This is a genomic window from Aestuariivita sp., from assembly GCF_049276915.1.
Taxonomy (GTDB): Bacteria; Pseudomonadota; Alphaproteobacteria; order Rhodobacterales; family Rhodobacteraceae; genus Aestuariivita.
In genome coordinates this window covers 32,253-47,758 of record NZ_JBASXK010000170.1, presented here as the reverse complement: position 1 = coordinate 47,758, position 15,506 = coordinate 32,253, and the positions used below count along the sequence as shown (strand labels likewise).

Here is a 15,506-nt window from a genome sequence, read left to right as displayed (position 1 = left end):
CATGGCAAATGATTTTTGTAACACTTGCGCTGCGTCTGCTGGCAGAGCATCAAAGGCCATGGCCAAGACATTGCTTTCATTCGGACACGGCTATTCTGCTCGGGCACTGGCGCGCCGGTTGCTGCCCGAGGGCTGGACGATCTATGGCACCACGCGCGCGCCCGCCAAGGCCGAGGCGATTCGGGAAAGCGGAGTGATCCCGCTGCTGTTTCCCGGCCCGGACTGCGAGGCCGCATTGGCGCAGGCCAGCCATATCCTGATCTCTGCCGGGCCCAGCGAAGAAGGCGATCCGGTTCTGGCCGCTTTTGGCGATCAGATTGCGGCGGCCGCCTCACGGCTTGAATGGGCGGGCTATCTCTCGACCACGGGTGTCTATGGCGACCACCAGGGCGGCTGGGTCGATGAGACCACGCCCCTGACGCCCTCGACCCGACGCGGGCAGTGGCGCAAGGATGCGGAACAGGCCTGGCAGGCGATTCCCGGTTTGCCCTTGCATGTGTTTCGTCTGGCCGGGATCTATGGCCCCGGTCGCGGGCCATTTGCAAAGGTGCGCGACGGCTCGGCGCGGCGCATCATCAAGGAGGGCCAGGTCTTCAGCCGTATCCATGTCGATGATATCGCGCAGGTGCTGCATGCCTCGATCCACCGTCCCCACCCCGGAGCGGTCTATAACCTGTGTGACGATGATCCGGCACCGCCCGAGGATGTCATCGCCCATGCAGCGCTGTTGCTTGATGTGCCGGCACCCCCCGCCGTCGCCTTTGACGAGGCGGATATGACACCCATGGCGCGCAGTTTTTATGCCGAGAGCAAGCGTGTGCGCAACGACCTGATCAAGGATGAGTTGGGCGTGCGGCTGATCTATCCGGATTATCGTGCGGGGCTTGCGGCTCTCTTGGCGCAAGAGGATTGATCGGCGGACCTGTCCGGGTCATTCTGATCGTGTCTGAGTGGTTCGGAGTGAAATGATGCGCGCACATGTCCTTGCGGTAGCGATGTCTCTTGTGATGATGGCCGGGGGCGCGCATGCGCTCAGCTGCGGCAATACATCGGCGGGGTTCGAGACATGGAAATCCGACTTTGCCGCCTATGCGCGCACGCAGGGGGTCCAGGCGCGCGGATTGCAGGCCCTGTCCCAGGCGCAATATGCCTCGCGCACCATTTCTGCGGACCGCAACCAGAAATCCTTCCGCTATAGCCTCGACAAGTTCATGGAACTGCGCGGCTCTGCCACCATTGTGGCGCAGGGCAAGAAGCGCAAAGCGCGCAATCCGGAATTCTATGCAGCCCTCGAGCGGCAATATGGCGTGCCCGCCGGTGTTCTGATTGCCATTCATGGCATGGAGACCGCCTTTGGCGGATTCATGGGCGATAGCCAGATCGTGTCGGCCATTGTCACGCTCACCTTTGATTGTCGCCGGGCCGAGTTCTTCCGGCCCCACGCCATCGGTGCGCTGCTGCTTGTCGATCAGGGAACGATCACCGGAGACACCCGGGGCGCAAAACACGGAGAACTGGGCCATACGCAATTCCTGCCCGGCAATGCGATGACCTATGGCGTGGATGCCAACGGCGATGGCAAGGTTGATTTCTATGACCAGAGCGATGCGCTGGCCTCCACCGCCAATTATCTGCGCCAGAAGGGCTGGATCCCCGGGCGCGGGTATCAGGAAGGCGAGCCGAATTTCGCCGCGATCAAGCAATGGAATGTAGCGACCGTCTATCAGCAGGCCATCGCGATCATGGCAAAACAGATCGACGGTTAATCTTGAAACGCTTCGGGCGGGGCGTCCTGTTCTGACAGAACGAACGTGTGGATCGAAAAGATCACGGCTTGGGTCCGGGGCAGGCGGAAGATGGATTGCTTTTCACACCGGAAAAACCGCGGGCCTGTTTTGCCCGGCCGGGGGCGGGGCGGGCCGTTCTCGGATCTGGGTTGATACAACTCTGCATCCACGTACCACAACCGATTGAAGCGCCAGAGCGGTTTGCCCAGTTGCACACCATCAAACAGGCGCTGCACGCGGCGGCTGATACCGCTGTCATAGCTGGGCACGGGTGCGTGGATCACCGTCATGGGTCGTCCGAATTTCTCGTCCAGACGCCAGCTTGCCGGAAAGCAAAGCACGGCACCGGTCAGCACATGCTCTTGCCCGCGTTTTTCCAGAATGCAGAGGTCTTCCTGCACAAGCTGACCCAGGGTGCCCAATGGATCGCCGGGCTGCAGCGTGATGGCCAGACCATCAGGGCGCGTCACGGTGCTGTCGCTGACCCGGTAGCCCCGCTCAGGCGTCGCGCGCAACAGGGCCAGGGTTGTCGCAAGCAATTCTTCGGCGGCAGGCCGCGCGCTGTCCTGCAGGCTCAGCACATCTGAGCGACGCGCTTTCAACAGTTCGGACCGATAGGCCATCTGCGCGCCAAAAGCTTCGTCCACCATAAGCCAGTCATCGGCCTGCAGTGGCCGAATTCCCGGCAGGCTGCGCGGTGTGACATCGAACGGAATCCGGGTTTGGCAAATCGGTGCGCGCGCTGGGGCGCTGGCGTCATTCATCTTGTCCGTGCCTTCCTGTTGCGCCCCGAACCTATGAAACCTTCCCTCTGCCTGCCAAGCGGCTTTTGGGGGCGATCCAAAGCCTGAATCCCCGGAAAGCCTGCAATCCCAGTCAGAATGCGACGCAAGAACGCGTCGTTTTTCTTCGGTTTGACACTGAAATGCCCGGTTAGCCTTGAGCAGTGCAAGAGGAGCTTAGTGATGAACACGCATTACCGCGACACCCGCAAGATCGACCCGACACAGGGAGCCGTTCTGGGTGATGGCACTCCGAACGACAATGATCGTATCGAGATCGGGCCCACGCAACTGGCCTTTCGCGAATGGGATGCGGCCGGTCTGACACTCCCCAATCTCGAAGAGATGCGCAGGTTTCGCTGGACACGTCTGACCCAGCATATCGTCGATCGCGGCTATGCCGGCCTGTTGATGTTCGACCCGCTCAACATCCGCTATGCCACCGACAGCACCAATATGCAGCTTTGGAACACCCATAACCCGTTCCGGGCCGTTCTGCTGTGTGCGGATGGGTACATGGTGATCTGGGATTACAAGAATTCGCCCTTCCTGAGCGCATTCAATCCGTTGGTGCGTGAACAACGTTCGGGCGCGTCGATGTTTTATTTCTCCAGCGGCGACAAGGTATTGCAGGACAGTTCAAGCTTTGCCGCCGAAGTGGCCGATCTTCTGCGCGCCCATGCGCCTGGCAACACGCGTCTGGCGGTGGACAAGATCATGCTGCATGGCGCGCGTGCTCTCGAAGCCGTGGGTTTCGAGATCATGGAAGGTGAAGAGGTCACGGAAAAGGCGCGTTCGGTGAAGGGTCCGGACGAAATTCTGGCGATGCGATGCGCCAATCACGCCTGTGAAACCGCAGTGCGCGCGATGGAGGATTTCTCGCGCGCCCAGGTTCCCGGTGGCACCATCTCCGAAGATGACATCTGGGCTGTGTTGCATGCCGAAAACATCCGGCGCGGTGGTGAATGGATCGAAACGCGGCTGCTGGCGTCGGGTCAGCGGACAAATCCGTGGTTCCAGGAATGTGGTCCCCGGATCGTTCAGAACAACGAGATCGTGGCCTTTGATACCGACCTGATCGGCAGTTATGGGTTCTGCATCGATATTTCACGGACCTGGTGGATTGGTGACCAGAAGCCCAGCAGTGAGATGGTCTATGCGATGCGTCACGCGCATGAGCATATCATGACCAATATGGAGATGCTGAAACCGGGCGTGACGATCCCCGAGTTGACGGCCAATTGCCACAAGCTGGACGACAGGTTCATGAACCAGAAATACGGCTGCCTGATGCACGGGGTGGGCCTGTGTGACGAATGGCCTTTGGTGGCCTATGCCGACAAGGCGGTCGAAGGTGCGTTCGACTATCCGCTAGAGCCGGGCATGGTCTTGTGTGTCGAGGCGCTTGTCAGTGAAGAGGGCGGCGGGTTCTCGATCAAGCTGGAAGATCAGGTGCTGATTACCGAAGACGGATACGAGAACCTGACGACCTATCCGTTCGATGCGGCGCTGATGGGCAACGCCTAGCGGCCCGAAGGCTGCAGGCGCTGCCCTGATAACCGGATTAGCTGGTCAAGATGAACTGATCGAAGGTCGCTTCGAGCTGCTTGGCCTCTTTTTCGCTATCCGTGGCATAATCGCGAAGCATCTCGAACTGCGAGACAAGTGTTTTCTTCATCTGCTGGCACGACGCTTGCAGATCCTTGGCCAGTTCCGTCTTGAATTCCTTGGAACCGAGGAACTTGTCGAACGAGTCCTGAAGTTTCTTGTTCGCGACCAGCATCTCGCGACATGCGATCACAGCGCGCCCGACCGGTTCGCCCATTTCTTTCACGAACTTGCCATGCGCCTTCTGATAGGCCGACAGGTACTTTGACACATCCGCATCGGATTTCTGCAGGAACTTGGATTTCTTGATGCCGGCCTCTTTCTTGATCAGCTTCCAGGTTTTGCTGTCCAGGGTGGCCACGTCGCACTCGTCAATGATTGACTTTACCATTTTGGCCCGCATTTCCTGCCATCGCAGAATGCGCGCCATATCAATTGCTTTACCTTCGGCTTGCAGCGCGGGTTGCACCTTCTTCAAAACCGCGTTGAACGTCTTTTGATCCATTTTCCGATTCAAATAGGCACTTTTTGCCTTGTTCAAGGCTTCTTCTGCTTTCGACACGGGAGTTTCCTTCGCACATAAAAAAATTGTTCAATGTCGAAAGAGTATCTTCAAACGATCGAAGCGCAACGAATTTTGGCCCGCCACTGCGCAGTCGACCTGAGTTTTTTCAAACCCGCGCTTGTGAAAGTCTCTGGACCGATTTGAAAGAGGCAGCCGGACCACTCTGGCGCAGCGGCGTCAGGCGCGTTTTCCTGCGATCTGGGCCACACCCAATACATGCAGCACCTTGGCCTCGATATCCGCGGCATTCATGCCGGCTACCGCATACATGTCCTCTGGGCTGGCCTGATCAATGAAGATATCGGGCAGCACCATCGATCGGAATTTCAGCCCGTGATCAAACACGCCCTCGTCGGACAAAAGTTGCGCCACATGACTGCCAAAGCCACCCACGGCACCTTCTTCGATGGTGATCAGCGCGTCATGATCCGCTGCAAGTGAAAGGATCAGATCCTTGTCCAGCGGTTTGGCAAACCGGGCGTCCGCCACGGTGGGCGTGATTCCCTTGGCATCCAGCGCTTCGCAGGCCTTCAGCACTTCTGAAAGGCGGGTTCCAAAAGACAGGATGGCAACGCGGCTGCCCTGGCGGATCATGCGGCCCTTGCCGATCTCCAGTGGTTCGCCACGTTCGGGCATATCGACCCCGGTGCCTTCTCCACGCGGAAAGCGGAAGGCGATCGGGCCGTCGTCATGTGCGGCTGCGGTTGCCACCATATGCACAAGTTCGGCCTCATCCGCCGCTGCCATGACGGTAAAGCCCGGAAGGTTGGCCAGAAAGGCAATGTCAAAGCTGCCCGCATGTGTTGCCCCGTCAGCCCCCACCAGCCCGGCGCGGTCGATGGCAAAGCGCACCGGCAGGCGCTGGATCGCCACATCGTGGACCACCTGGTCATATCCGCGCTGCAGAAAGGTGGAATACATCGTGCAAAACGGTTTCATGCCACCCGCCGCCAGGGCTGCGGCAAAGGTCACGCCGTGCTGTTCGGCGATTCCGACATCGAAACACCGGCTTGGATAGCGTTCCGCAAACAGGTTCAGGCCAGTGCCGTCGGGCATCGCTGCTGTCACGGCACAGATCTTGTCGTCCAGCGCGGCTTCTTGCACCAGGCTGTCTGCAAACACGCGCGTGTAGGACGGCGCGTTTGATGGCGATTTGCTCTGCTCTCCTGTCAGCACATCGAACCTTGCGGTCGCATGTCCCTTGTCTCGCGCCGCCTCGGCCGGGGCATAGCCCTTGCCCTTCTTCGTCAGCACATGGATCAGGATCGGCCCCGTTGCCCGCGCCTTGACCGTGCGCAGGACAGGCAGCAACTGGTCCATGTCATGCCCGTCGATGGGGCCGAGATAGGAAAACCCAAGCTCTTCGAACAGCGTCCCGCCCACGGCCATGCCCTTGAGCATTTCCTTGGCGCGCCGCGCCCCTTCGCGGAATGGCTCGGGCAGTAACGACACCGCGCCCTTGGCCGCGGCCTTAAGCTCCTGAAACGGCTCTTCTGCATAAAGCCGCGAGAGATAGGAGGACAGCGCCCCGACCGGCGGCGCAATCGACATCTCATTGTCATTCAGGATAACGATCAGGCGTTTCTTGAGGTGCCCGGCGTTGTTCATCGCCTCAAAGGCCATGCCTGCGCTCATCGCGCCATCACCGATCACCGCGATCGCGTCGCCCAAACCCTCGGGCGTCACGCCTCCCAGATCGCGCGCCACAGCAAAGCCCAGAGCGGCCGAGATCGACGTGGAAGAATGCGCAGCGCCAAACGGATCATAGGGCGATTCCGACCGCTTGGTGAAGCCGCTCAGACCGTCCTTCATGCGCAGCGTGCGAATGCGCTCGCGCCGACCGGTCAGGATCTTGTGCGGATAGCATTGGTGCCCCACATCCCAGATCACCTTGTCGCGCGGCGTGTCGAAGACGGCATGCAGCGCCACCGTCAGTTCAACCACACCAAGGCCCGCGCCCAGATGTCCACCTGTCACCGACACGGCCGAAATCGTCTCCCGACGAAGTTCATCCGCAACCTGGCGCAGCTGGCTGTCGTTGAACTGCTTGAGATCGGCAGGTCTTGTGACCTGGTCCAGCAGCGGTGTCTTGGGGCGGTCTGACATAACGCCTCCTTCTGGGGCGTGGCTTCAATTCCGGCGGGAGATAACGAAACGCGCAGCGTCTCGCAAGGTTTCCGCCTCTTCACCGTAAACAGTTAATGCATCACAGGCCTGCGTCACCAGATCGCTGGCGCGGCGTTTCGCCCCGTCCAGCCCCAGCAACGACACAAAGGTGGCCTTGCCAGCATCGGCATCCTTGCCCACGGCCTTGCCGACGGTTTCGGCATCGCCCTCGATATCAAGGATGTCATCGGCGATCTGAAACGCCAGACCCAGGGCTTTGGCATAGGCCCCCAATGCCGCCGGATCCGCGCCGACCAGCCGGGCACCGGCCTGTGCGGACCATTCGATCAGGGCACCGGTCTTGCCGGCCTGCAGCCGGGTGATCTGCTCCAGCGTAAGCGGCACATCCGCGGTCTCGGCCGCGATATCCAGAGCCTGGCCCAGCACCATACCCTCGACACCGCTGGCGCGCGCAAGGCTCAGGGCCAGGTCGGCGCGCACATCGCCCGATCCCGCCTCCGGGCGGGTCACCAATTCAAAGGCCAGCGTCTGAAGCGCATCGCCCACCAGAACCGCCGTGGCCTCGTCCCATTTCATGTGAACTGTCGGGCGACCGCGCCGCATGTCATCATCATCCATGCAGGGCAGATCGTCATGGACCAGGCTATAGGCATGTAGCGCCTCGATCGCGGTGGCGGGCCACAGCGCGCGCTCAGACGTTACCCCGTGCAGCCGCGCGCCTTCCAGCACCAGAAACCCGCGCAACCGCTTGCCCCCTTGCGTGGCATAGGCCATGCCATGGGCCACGGGCGAATCCTCAAAGGCCGACAGCACCAGATCGAAATGCGCCTGGATCTCGGCGGCGGCCTGCTTCAGCCGGCTATCGAACATCGGGCTAAAGCCCTTCGACAGGCTTGGTCCCGGTCACAGAGCCATCCCCATCCAGGGTAATCGCAGCAACCTTTTCCTCGGCGCGCTTCAACTCATCCTCGCAGCGCTTCTTCAAGGCCGCGCCCCGCTCATACAAGGCGATGGACGCATCCAGAGCCACGTCGCCCCGCTCCAGTTGATCCACAACGGATTCCAGCTCGCGCATGGCGTTTTCAAATGTCATTTCGGATACAGGGGTTTCGCTCATGTCGCGGCCTTCATCAGTTCTTGTACATGCGCCCGGGCGCTGTCGGACAGGGCCTTCAGATCATAGCCGCCTTCCAGTGTCGACACCACCCGCCCCTGACACAGTTCAGCGGCCAGGGCGCACAGCTCTGCGGTGACCCAGGCAAAATCATCGGTTTCCCAGTTCAACTGCGCAAGCGGGTCATCCATATGCGCGTCAAACCCGGCCGAGATGATGATCAGCTCCGGCCCGAACGCGCGCAGGCGCGGGAACACCTGCCTGGTGTATTCAAAGCGCATCTTGGTCCCATCGCTCTCCGGAGGCAGCGCGATGTTCAGCACATTGCCATGCGCCCCGGTTTCCGACGGGTTGCCCGACCACGGCCAAAGCGGCATCTGCTGGCTGGTGATGACCAGGGCGCGGGGCTCATCCCACAACAGATCCTGCGTGCCATTGCCGTGATGCACATCGAAATCGACGATCGCCACGCGCTCCAGGCCATGCACGTCAAGCGCATGTCTAGCCGCCAGAGCCGCATTGCCGAACAGGCAAAACCCCATGGCTGTTTGCCGCTCGGCGTGATGTCCCGGCGGACGTATCGCGGCAAATGCATTGGTCGCCTCGCCCCCCAGCACCATGTCGACAGCCTTGATCGCCCCGCCCGCCGCGCGCAGGGCTGCCTGCAGCGACCCGGGCGACATCCAGGTATCTGCATCGATCTGATGATGGCCCTCATCCGGAGCCCGCCCCCGGATATCCGCGATATGGCTTTGCGGATGCACGCGCGCCAGATCCGTATCGCGCGCCAAAGGGGCTGTCACCCGCGTCAGATCCAGCCCGTCCAGCGCATGCAGAACATGCTCAAGCCGCGCAACGCGCTCGGGGTGGCCTTCAGGCGTCACATGGCCGAGGCAATCGACATGTGTAATCAGCGCTGTTTTCATCAAGACACCCCCGCTTCTTTCTGGTCACAAATACCCCAATCCCACGCCCGACACCGGCACGGATCCGATCAATCCGGAGACAGCATATATCCCGCGCCCCGCACCGTCTGAAGATAACGGGGTTGCTTGGGGTTGTCTTCGATCTTGCGCCGCAGGCGGGTGATCTGAACATCCACGGCGCGTTCCTGCGCCTGCCCGCGATCACGGCCCAGATCCTCGACCAGCTTGTTGCGCGTCACGGCCTCGCCGGGGCGGGCCGAAAAGATCTTCATCAACTGGCTTTCGGTCGCCGTGAGGCGCACGATATCGTCACCGCGCCACATCTCAGCGCGTTCGATGTCATAGCGGATCGGGCCAAGATGCAGGATCTTGGGAGTGGTGTTTTCCGTCGGTGTTTCCGGCATGCGCCGCAGGATCGCGTTGATGCGCAACAGCAGTTCCTTGGGCTCGAACGGTTTGGACAGATAGTCATCCGCCCCGGCTTCAAGCCCGGCGATGCGATGCTCGGTCTCGCCCTTGGCGGTCAGCAGCAGGATCGGGGTCGTATGGGTCTCGCGCAGCGCGCGGGTCAGCGACACGCCATCCTCGCCCGGCATCATCACATCCATGATGATCATGTCGAAATCCAGCCCCAACAAGACACGGCGCGCATGTTCGGCGTCCCGCGCCGCGGTTACCAGAAACCCGTTGCGCATCAGGAATTTCTTCAGCAGATCGCGAATACGCTCGTCGTCATCGACAATCAGCAGATGGGCATCCAGTTCGCGCATCATCCGGCGTCCCTGAGGCGAACGAAGGTTCTGCGCAAATCCACTTCCATCATCGCCTCCAGCACCTGGCGGAACCCGGCAACGGCTTCGGGCCCTGCGTCTCGGTATGCCGCGCGCATGCGGGCGCGCTGGGCATCGGACAATTGCGATTCCAGCTCCTGACCATCCTCTGTCAGATGCAGATGACGTTCGCGCTTGTCTGATTTGCCGACGCGGCTTTCCACAAGCCCGTCCTCGATCAGGGTGCGCAGCACCCGGTTCAGGGATTGCTTGGTCACGCCCAGAATCGACAGCAGATTGTTCACTGTTGTGCCCGGCGCGCGGTTGATGAAGTGAATGGCGCGATGATGCGCGCGCCCATAGCCTTTCTCGGACAGGATACGATCGGGATCCGCGGTAAAGCCGCGATAGGCAAAGAACATCGCCTCGATTCCCTGCCTGAGTTGCTCGTCGGTCAGGAAAAGAAGGCTTTCGCCCATATAGGCCTGAGTGCTGCGTCCCTCTGACATAACCCTCTCTACTTTTCACTGTCCGTCATTGCGCCAAGCTTACGTCAGCCTTGTTGACATTCCAACAGTGAAAAGGTATCGAATCGCAGTTTTGGCGCAAGAATATGTCCGGATCGGACGCAAGTGCGCAACATATGAAAACGCACATGGATGTGCAGGAGAATATAAAATGGCGAGTTATGACGACCGTGATGGCCAGATCTGGATGGACGGCAAGCTGATCGACTGGCGCGATGCGAATGTCCACATCCTGACGCATGCAATGCATTATGCAAGCTCGGTGTTCGAGGGTGAGCGCGCCTATAACGGCAAGATCTTCAAGAGCCGCGAACATTCCGAGCGCCTGCGCCGCTCGGCCGAGATGATCGATTTCGAGATCCCCTATTCGGTGGATGAGATCGAAGCGGCCAAGGCCGAAGTCATGAAGGCGTCCGGCCTGTCTGACGCTTATGTGCGCGCCGTTGCGTGGCGGGGAGCAGGCGAAGACATGGGTGTCGCCTCTGCCCGCAACCCGGTTCGCATGGCCATCGCCGCCTGGGAGTGGGGCGCCTATTACGGGGACTCGAAATTCAAGGGTGCCAAGCTGGACATCTCGAAATGGAAACGCCCCAGTCCGGAAACCATTCCCAGCCATGCCAAGGCGGCGGGTCTGTACATGATCTGCACCATGTCCAAACATGCCGCCGAAGCCAAAGGCTGCGCGGATGCGATGATGTTTGACTATCGCGGCTATGTGGCCGAGGCGACCGGCGCGAACATCTTCTTCGTCAAGGATGGCGAAGTGCACACGCCGACCCCGGATTGCTTTCTCAACGGCATCACGCGCCAGACGGTGATCGGCATGCTGAAAGACCGCCAGATCCAGGTCCATGAACGCCACATCATGCCCGAAGAACTGGAAAGCTTCGAGCAATGCTGGCTGACCGGCACCGCCGCCGAGGTCACGCCCGTGGGCCAGATCGGAGACTATAACTTCGAGGTCGGCGCGCTGACCCGCGATGTCGCCGAAAGCTATGAAAAGCTGGTACGTCTCTGAGCCATGACGATGGACCACGCCGCTTGTTCCCGCGATGGGCAGGCGGCGTGGAGCCCGCCTGATCTAACGGGCATCCCGGCGCGATCCGCCATGCCGGTGTTCAGAAATCCACCCCGCGCTGGGCCTTGATACCGGCGGCATAGGGGTGCTTGACCTCGGTCATCTCGGTAACCAGATCGGCATAGTCGCAGATCTCCGGCTTGGCGTCGCGCCCTGTCAGGATCACGCTGGTGCGGTTCGAGCGGGCCTTCAACCCCTCCAGCACCGCCTCGACATCCAAATAATCATACCGCAGTGCGATATTGATCTCGTCCAGCACGATCAGGTCGAAGGCACCGCTGGACATCATCTCGCAGGCCTTTTCGAAGGCGGCTCTGGCCGAGGCGATGTCGCGATCCATGTCCTGCGTATTCCAGGTGAACCCGTCGCCCATGGTGTGCCAGGTCACCTCGCCCAACCGCTCAAAGAACTGCCGTTCGCCCGTGACCCAGGTGCCCTTGATGAACTGCACCACGCCCACGCTGTGTTTCCAGCCCAGGGCGCGGATGATCACGCCAAAGGCCGAAGATGATTTGCCCTTGCCATTGCCTGTATGCACCAGAACCAGGCCCCGTCCGGGGTCGGTGGCCTCGGCGATCTTGGCGCGCTGACTGGCCTGCAGCTCTTTCATCTTCACTTTGTGGGACTGTGGGTCAGACATGGGTGCCTCCGATAGCTGGCTGTGCGCACAGTAACTGTCCGTGGTGCATGGTAAAGCCCTAGCCGCTCTTGGGGTCGCTGACCGCCCGGACCTTGGTGCGATCCATGCCCAGTTGCCGCTCGCGCCAGATCACCAGAGCGCCGCCCGCGATCACCAGCGCGGCACCGATCAGCATGACGAGTGTCGGCAATTCGTTGAACCAGACATAGCCGATCAGAACCGCAAAGATCATCGAGGCGTAATCATACGGGGCCAGCATCGATGCCCCGCCAAAGCGATAGGACGAGGTGATCAGGATCTGTGCCAAACCGCCCAGAAATCCGGTGCTGATCAACAGCATGACGGTCTGAGCATCCGGCTTGACCCAACCAAAGGGTGCGGTCAGCAGCGACAGGGCCGCCGCGGTGAGGGAAAAATAGAACACGATGGCCGCGGTATGTTCCGTTTCGACCATCCGGCGCACGTGGATCTGCACAACGGAGCGCATCAGAGTGGCGATCAGAATGGCCAGCGCGCCAAGGGTGGCACCATCCTGCAGATCACCGGTTCCGGTCAATCGCGGCCAGAGCATGATGATCACACCGACAAGCCCCAGAACGACGGCCGAAACGCGCACCATGCGGATCTGCTCGCCCAGGAAGATCGCCGCCAGAATCACGGTGAAGATGGGCGTTGCAAAGCCGATCGCCGTGACTTCGGGCAGTGGAAGCAGGCCAAGGCCGGTAAAGGTAAGTCCCATCGCCGTGGTGCCCAGAATCCCGCGCAGAACGTGATAACCGGGCTTGCGGGTGATCAGCCCCTGGCGCAGCTCGCGGCGCATCGCCAGCCAGACCAGAATGACGGGAATCGCGAAGAACGAGCGAAAGAAGACCGCCTGTCCCGGCGGGACCTCTTCCGCCGTGGATTTGACGATTCCGGACATGACAACAAAGACGAAAACCGCCGCCAGTTTCAGCCCGATTGCCAGTCCAGGTCGATGCGAAGTTAAGTTTTCTGCCATGCGCAAGGCATGCGCCTTTTGCGTGATTAAGGCAAGTGGGCCAGGCTCAGTCCTGCGGTCTCTCGACCAGCCGTATCCGAGACGGCAACTTGCCCAGAAAGGCCGTGATGTGACCGGCTATCAGTTCGGGCGCTTCCTCATGCGCCAGATGTCCAAGGCCGGGCAAATGCACCACGTGGGCATTCGGCATGCGCCGCGCGGCCGCTTCCGGGATCGAGGGGGGAACGGCCTCGTCCTTGTCGCCAGCCAGAAACAGGGCCGGTGCCCTGACACTCTGCAGATCAGCCAGCAGATCATCCAGAGACCATTGCGCCATCATCAGCAAGGTTGCGTCCACATGACCGCGATCCGCCACCAGTCGACGATAAAGCGCCAGACCCTCCTCGGGCAACGTTGTGCCTGTTGTCTCGATCAGGTTGCGCACCCGCGCCGGATTCGCCGCGCTGCGCGAAAAGAACCCCGCGACCCCGGGCGTCAGCGCCAGCAGTTTGGCCATGACCGGGAACAGGACGCCCGCCACGCCTTCGAAATGACCCAGTGCGGGGTTGATCCCGACAATCGCCGGGGTGGGTTTCAGCTGCTGAGAGACACGCAAGGCCAGCGCGCCGCCCGCCGAATGTCCGATCAGGGCCTTTGGATGCCAGCCTTGCTGCCGGATCAGGCTGATCAGGTCGGTTGCCATTTGCTCTAGCCCGCAGCGATGGCGGGCGCCCAGCTGAGTCAGACCCTGCCCGGGCAGGTCGATGGCAACGACGTGGAAATCACGCGCCAGAATGGGCAGCAGGTCGCGGAAGGAATGCACCGAACCGCCGGCACCGTGGATCAGGATCAGCGTCGGACCGGTGCCGTCTTCCTGAACATGCCAGCGGTGGGGCTTGCACATGACCTGCCGCGACAGATCGCGGTTTGGCCAATCGGGCGGAGGGGGCCAGCGCATGCGCTCATCCCGTTCCCAAGGCGCCGGACACAGCCTGGCTGACACGCTGGGCATCGGCACGTGGCAAGGGCAGATAGGGCGCATCCAGCAAGGCGGCCAATCCCTGCAAAGCAGGCTGCGGGCGGTTTGATGTATCAATCATCAGCCCCTGAATGTTCTGCGCGCGCAGGGATATGGCCAGCGCCTCGCTGTCGGCGGCGGCGCGCGGGCGGTCAGCGCTGCCATCCAGCGCGATATTGGCACGCCCATCCGTCATCACGACAACAGTGGGCGTCAGACCCTTGGCCCGGCTGAGCACGGCCAGTTCCGCCGCCTGCCTGAGGCCCGCGGCCAGCGGAGTGCCGCCACCGCCCGGCAATGCCGCCAGACGGCGTTTGGTCTGCACAAGGCTGCGTGTGGGCGGCAGCAACAGTTCCGCCCCGGTGCCACGGAAGGCCACAAGCGCCACATGATCACGCCGCGAATAGGCCTCGGCCAGCAGGATTTCGACCGCGCCTTTCGCTTCGTTCAGGCGGCTGATGGCCGAACTGCCCGAGGCATCTACGGCAAAGATCAGCAGGCGGTCGGATTTCTCTTCGAAGCGGCGCATGCGCAGATCGCTTGCCCGGATCAAAAGGCCGGGCGCATCCGGTTGTGCCTTGCGGCGGATCGGTTGCCAGGGGGCCGCGGCGCGCAACGTGGCGACCAGATCGATACGGGTGCGCCCATCCAGACGACCGGGCCGCGATGGCAGGGGGCGGCCACGGCGGTTGCCTTTGCGCTTTTCACCGGCCCCGGACCCTTTGGCGCTGCGGTTGCCCGCCCTGGCCTTTATCTGATCCAGCAGACCCGCCGGCAACAGGGCCGCGACCGCGTCGATCAGCATCTCGCCCGAGGGCAGGCTGTCGGATTGATCGGTCTCATCCGCGCCCTGGCTTTCGTCGGGTGGTGGCTCGGGCATATCCGGCTCGGCGGGGTCGTCTTCCCGGTCCTGAGGCAAAAGCGTCGCCCGGTTTGGATAGACCAGAGCAGCAGCGGCCGTGATGTCATCGCCGCCAACCGTGTCCCGACCGTTCAGCAAAGCATGGGCACGGGCACAGCGCAGCGCCAGAACAGGCGCGCGCAGGCTGTCGATACCAAAGCGCGCGGCCAGCACGGTCAGAGCGGTCAAGGCTTCATCCGGGACGCTGACATGGGTGTCGTCAGGCACGGGGGGCAGCAAGATCGGCGTGATGTCGCGCAGGGGGATGTCACCAAGATCAACGTGGAACGCCAGGCGCTCGGGAAGCGCCGGGGCGACGTGTTCATCCTGTTCCGCGCCCTCGTCCAGACAGATCAGACACGAGCCGTCCTGCGTATCCATATGCTGGGCCAGCCGCGCGGCCAGACCGGTTTCGGCGCGCTCGGCCATTGTCAGCACGATTACCTGCGGTTCAGCCAGAAGGCCCCGGCTGCGCACCACTGTGCCGGCCGCAAGGGTCGCGGCGATATCCACGCCGCCAAAAAGCTGATCATCGCTGATCGTGGGATGGATGCGCCGCACGGGCAGCGGCATCTGGGCCAGTGCAGCCACCAGCGCATCTCGCGCCGGACCCGGGCGTGCACGAATGACCATACCGCCCAGACCGGCGGGATCCATCGCAAGACAGGCCAGCGCGGTTTTCGC

General features: G+C 61.6%; 16 protein-coding genes. 4 read left to right on the top strand and 12 right to left on the bottom strand.

Features of this window, described 5'->3' with window-relative positions:
- The first annotated feature begins 58 nt into the window (after positions 1–58).
- Together WAO69_RS18155 and WAO69_RS18150 are read left to right on the top strand one after the other, a co-directional pair.
- On the top strand, positions 59–913 hold the full coding sequence (locus WAO69_RS18155; RefSeq protein WP_422181770.1) for an SDR family oxidoreductase: 855 nt from the start codon (positions 59–61) through the stop codon (positions 911–913).
- Positions 914–968: 55 nt separating this feature from the next.
- Positions 969–1,766, top strand: coding sequence for a lytic murein transglycosylase (locus tag WAO69_RS18150; RefSeq protein ID WP_422181768.1), 798 nt, complete (start codon positions 969–971; stop codon positions 1,764–1,766).
- Here WAO69_RS18150 and WAO69_RS18145 read toward each other — a convergent pair.
- Positions 1,763–2,551, bottom strand: coding sequence for a heme-dependent oxidative N-demethylase family protein (locus tag WAO69_RS18145; protein ID WP_422181766.1), 789 nt, complete (start codon positions 2,549–2,551; stop codon positions 1,763–1,765). The two genes, WAO69_RS18150 and WAO69_RS18145, sit on opposite strands and share 4 nt — an antisense overlap.
- 201 nt (positions 2,552–2,752) lie before the next feature.
- On the opposite strand from WAO69_RS18145, the gene dddP reads away from it, so the two are divergent.
- Positions 2,753–4,096 carry a dimethylsulfonioproprionate lyase DddP gene (dddP, locus tag WAO69_RS18140; RefSeq protein ID WP_422181764.1) on the top strand — a complete coding sequence of 448 codons (1,344 nt, stop codon included), beginning with the start codon at positions 2,753–2,755 and terminating at the stop codon, positions 4,094–4,096.
- Positions 4,097–4,133: 37 nt separating this feature from the next.
- Here the strand turns inward: dddP and WAO69_RS18135 are convergent, their stop codons facing one another.
- The 7 genes from WAO69_RS18135 to WAO69_RS18105 form a co-directional block, all read right to left on the bottom strand.
- Positions 4,134–4,682, bottom strand: a complete 549-nt coding sequence (locus tag WAO69_RS18135) for a hypothetical protein (protein ID WP_422181762.1) — start codon at positions 4,680–4,682, stop codon at positions 4,134–4,136.
- A 237-nt stretch (positions 4,683–4,919) separates the two neighbouring features.
- Positions 4,920–6,848, bottom strand: a complete 1,929-nt coding sequence (dxs, locus tag WAO69_RS18130) for a 1-deoxy-D-xylulose-5-phosphate synthase (protein WP_422181760.1) — start codon at positions 6,846–6,848, stop codon at positions 4,920–4,922.
- A 24-nt stretch (positions 6,849–6,872) separates the two neighbouring features.
- A complete protein-coding gene (locus WAO69_RS18125; RefSeq protein WP_422181758.1) occupies positions 6,873–7,739 on the bottom strand; it encodes a polyprenyl synthetase family protein in 867 nt (288 codons plus the stop codon).
- Between the two features lie 4 nt (positions 7,740–7,743).
- The gene (locus tag WAO69_RS18120; protein WP_422181756.1) at positions 7,744–7,986 is read right to left on the bottom strand and encodes an exodeoxyribonuclease VII small subunit; all 243 of its coding nucleotides are present in this window, start codon (positions 7,984–7,986) and stop codon (positions 7,744–7,746) included.
- Positions 7,983–8,909 (bottom strand): histone deacetylase family protein, encoded by a 927-nt coding sequence (locus tag WAO69_RS18115; protein ID WP_422181754.1) that lies wholly within the window; start codon positions 8,907–8,909, stop codon positions 7,983–7,985. The genes WAO69_RS18120 and WAO69_RS18115 overlap by 4 nt, the downstream gene beginning before the upstream one ends.
- Before the next feature lie 68 nt (positions 8,910–8,977).
- Positions 8,978–9,679, bottom strand: coding sequence for a response regulator (locus WAO69_RS18110; RefSeq protein WP_422181844.1), 702 nt, complete (start codon positions 9,677–9,679; stop codon positions 8,978–8,980).
- Positions 9,679–10,188 (bottom strand): MarR family winged helix-turn-helix transcriptional regulator, encoded by a 510-nt coding sequence (locus tag WAO69_RS18105; RefSeq protein WP_422181752.1) that lies wholly within the window; start codon positions 10,186–10,188, stop codon positions 9,679–9,681. The genes WAO69_RS18110 and WAO69_RS18105 overlap by 1 nt, the downstream gene beginning before the upstream one ends.
- Before the next feature lie 169 nt (positions 10,189–10,357).
- Between WAO69_RS18105 and WAO69_RS18100 the strand changes: the two genes are divergently transcribed.
- Positions 10,358–11,224 (top strand): branched-chain amino acid aminotransferase, encoded by an 867-nt coding sequence (locus WAO69_RS18100; RefSeq protein WP_422181750.1) that lies wholly within the window; start codon positions 10,358–10,360, stop codon positions 11,222–11,224.
- Between the two features lie 100 nt (positions 11,225–11,324).
- On the opposite strand, the gene cobO is transcribed toward WAO69_RS18100, so the two are convergent.
- From cobO to WAO69_RS18080, 4 genes are read right to left on the bottom strand one after another with little or no spacing between them, the layout of a single operon-like run.
- Positions 11,325–11,924, bottom strand: a complete 600-nt coding sequence (cobO, locus tag WAO69_RS18095; protein ID WP_422181748.1) for a cob(I)yrinic acid a,c-diamide adenosyltransferase — start codon at positions 11,922–11,924, stop codon at positions 11,325–11,327.
- Positions 11,925–11,982: 58 nt separating this feature from the next.
- Positions 11,983–12,924: a DMT family transporter gene (locus tag WAO69_RS18090; RefSeq protein ID WP_422181746.1), complete on the bottom strand. Its 942-nt coding sequence runs from the start codon at positions 12,922–12,924 to the stop codon at positions 11,983–11,985.
- Between the two features lie 46 nt (positions 12,925–12,970).
- On the bottom strand, positions 12,971–13,861 hold the full coding sequence (gene bchO, locus WAO69_RS18085; RefSeq protein ID WP_422181744.1) for an alpha/beta fold hydrolase BchO: 891 nt from the start codon (positions 13,859–13,861) through the stop codon (positions 12,971–12,973).
- A 4-nt stretch (positions 13,862–13,865) separates the two neighbouring features.
- Positions 13,866–15,479, bottom strand: a complete 1,614-nt coding sequence (locus tag WAO69_RS18080) for a magnesium chelatase subunit D (protein WP_422181842.1) — start codon at positions 15,477–15,479, stop codon at positions 13,866–13,868.
- Positions 15,480–15,506: the final 27 nt, after the last annotated feature.

What these genes read in the sequence shown, in the direction of transcription:
- WAO69_RS18155 (WP_422181770.1), top strand. Translation starts at nt 59, where the DNA reads ATGGCCAAGACATTGCTTTCATTCGGACACGGCTATTCTGCTCGGGCA.
- WAO69_RS18150 (WP_422181768.1), top strand. Translation starts at nt 969, where the DNA reads ATGCGCGCACATGTCCTTGCGGTAGCGATGTCTCTTGTGATGATGGCC.
- WAO69_RS18145 (WP_422181766.1), bottom strand. Translation starts at nt 2,551, where the DNA reads ATGAATGACGCCAGCGCCCCAGCGCGCGCACCGATTTGCCAAACCCGG.
- dddP (WP_422181764.1), top strand. Translation starts at nt 2,753, where the DNA reads ATGAACACGCATTACCGCGACACCCGCAAGATCGACCCGACACAGGGA.
- WAO69_RS18135 (WP_422181762.1), bottom strand. Translation starts at nt 4,682, where the DNA reads ATGGATCAAAAGACGTTCAACGCGGTTTTGAAGAAGGTGCAACCCGCG.
- dxs (WP_422181760.1), bottom strand. Translation starts at nt 6,848, where the DNA reads ATGTCAGACCGCCCCAAGACACCGCTGCTGGACCAGGTCACAAGACCT.
- WAO69_RS18125 (WP_422181758.1), bottom strand. Translation starts at nt 7,739, where the DNA reads ATGTTCGATAGCCGGCTGAAGCAGGCCGCCGCCGAGATCCAGGCGCAT.
- WAO69_RS18120 (WP_422181756.1), bottom strand. Translation starts at nt 7,986, where the DNA reads ATGAGCGAAACCCCTGTATCCGAAATGACATTTGAAAACGCCATGCGC.
- WAO69_RS18115 (WP_422181754.1), bottom strand. Translation starts at nt 8,909, where the DNA reads ATGAAAACAGCGCTGATTACACATGTCGATTGCCTCGGCCATGTGACG.
- WAO69_RS18110 (WP_422181844.1), bottom strand. Translation starts at nt 9,679, where the DNA reads ATGCGCGAACTGGATGCCCATCTGCTGATTGTCGATGACGACGAGCGT.
- WAO69_RS18105 (WP_422181752.1), bottom strand. Translation starts at nt 10,188, where the DNA reads ATGTCAGAGGGACGCAGCACTCAGGCCTATATGGGCGAAAGCCTTCTT.
- WAO69_RS18100 (WP_422181750.1), top strand. Translation starts at nt 10,358, where the DNA reads ATGGCGAGTTATGACGACCGTGATGGCCAGATCTGGATGGACGGCAAG.
- cobO (WP_422181748.1), bottom strand. Translation starts at nt 11,924, where the DNA reads ATGTCTGACCCACAGTCCCACAAAGTGAAGATGAAAGAGCTGCAGGCC.
- WAO69_RS18090 (WP_422181746.1), bottom strand. Translation starts at nt 12,924, where the DNA reads ATGGCAGAAAACTTAACTTCGCATCGACCTGGACTGGCAATCGGGCTG.
- bchO (WP_422181744.1), bottom strand. Translation starts at nt 13,861, where the DNA reads ATGCGCTGGCCCCCTCCGCCCGATTGGCCAAACCGCGATCTGTCGCGG.
- WAO69_RS18080 (WP_422181842.1), bottom strand. Translation starts at nt 15,479, where the DNA reads ATGGATCCCGCCGGTCTGGGCGGTATGGTCATTCGTGCACGCCCGGGT.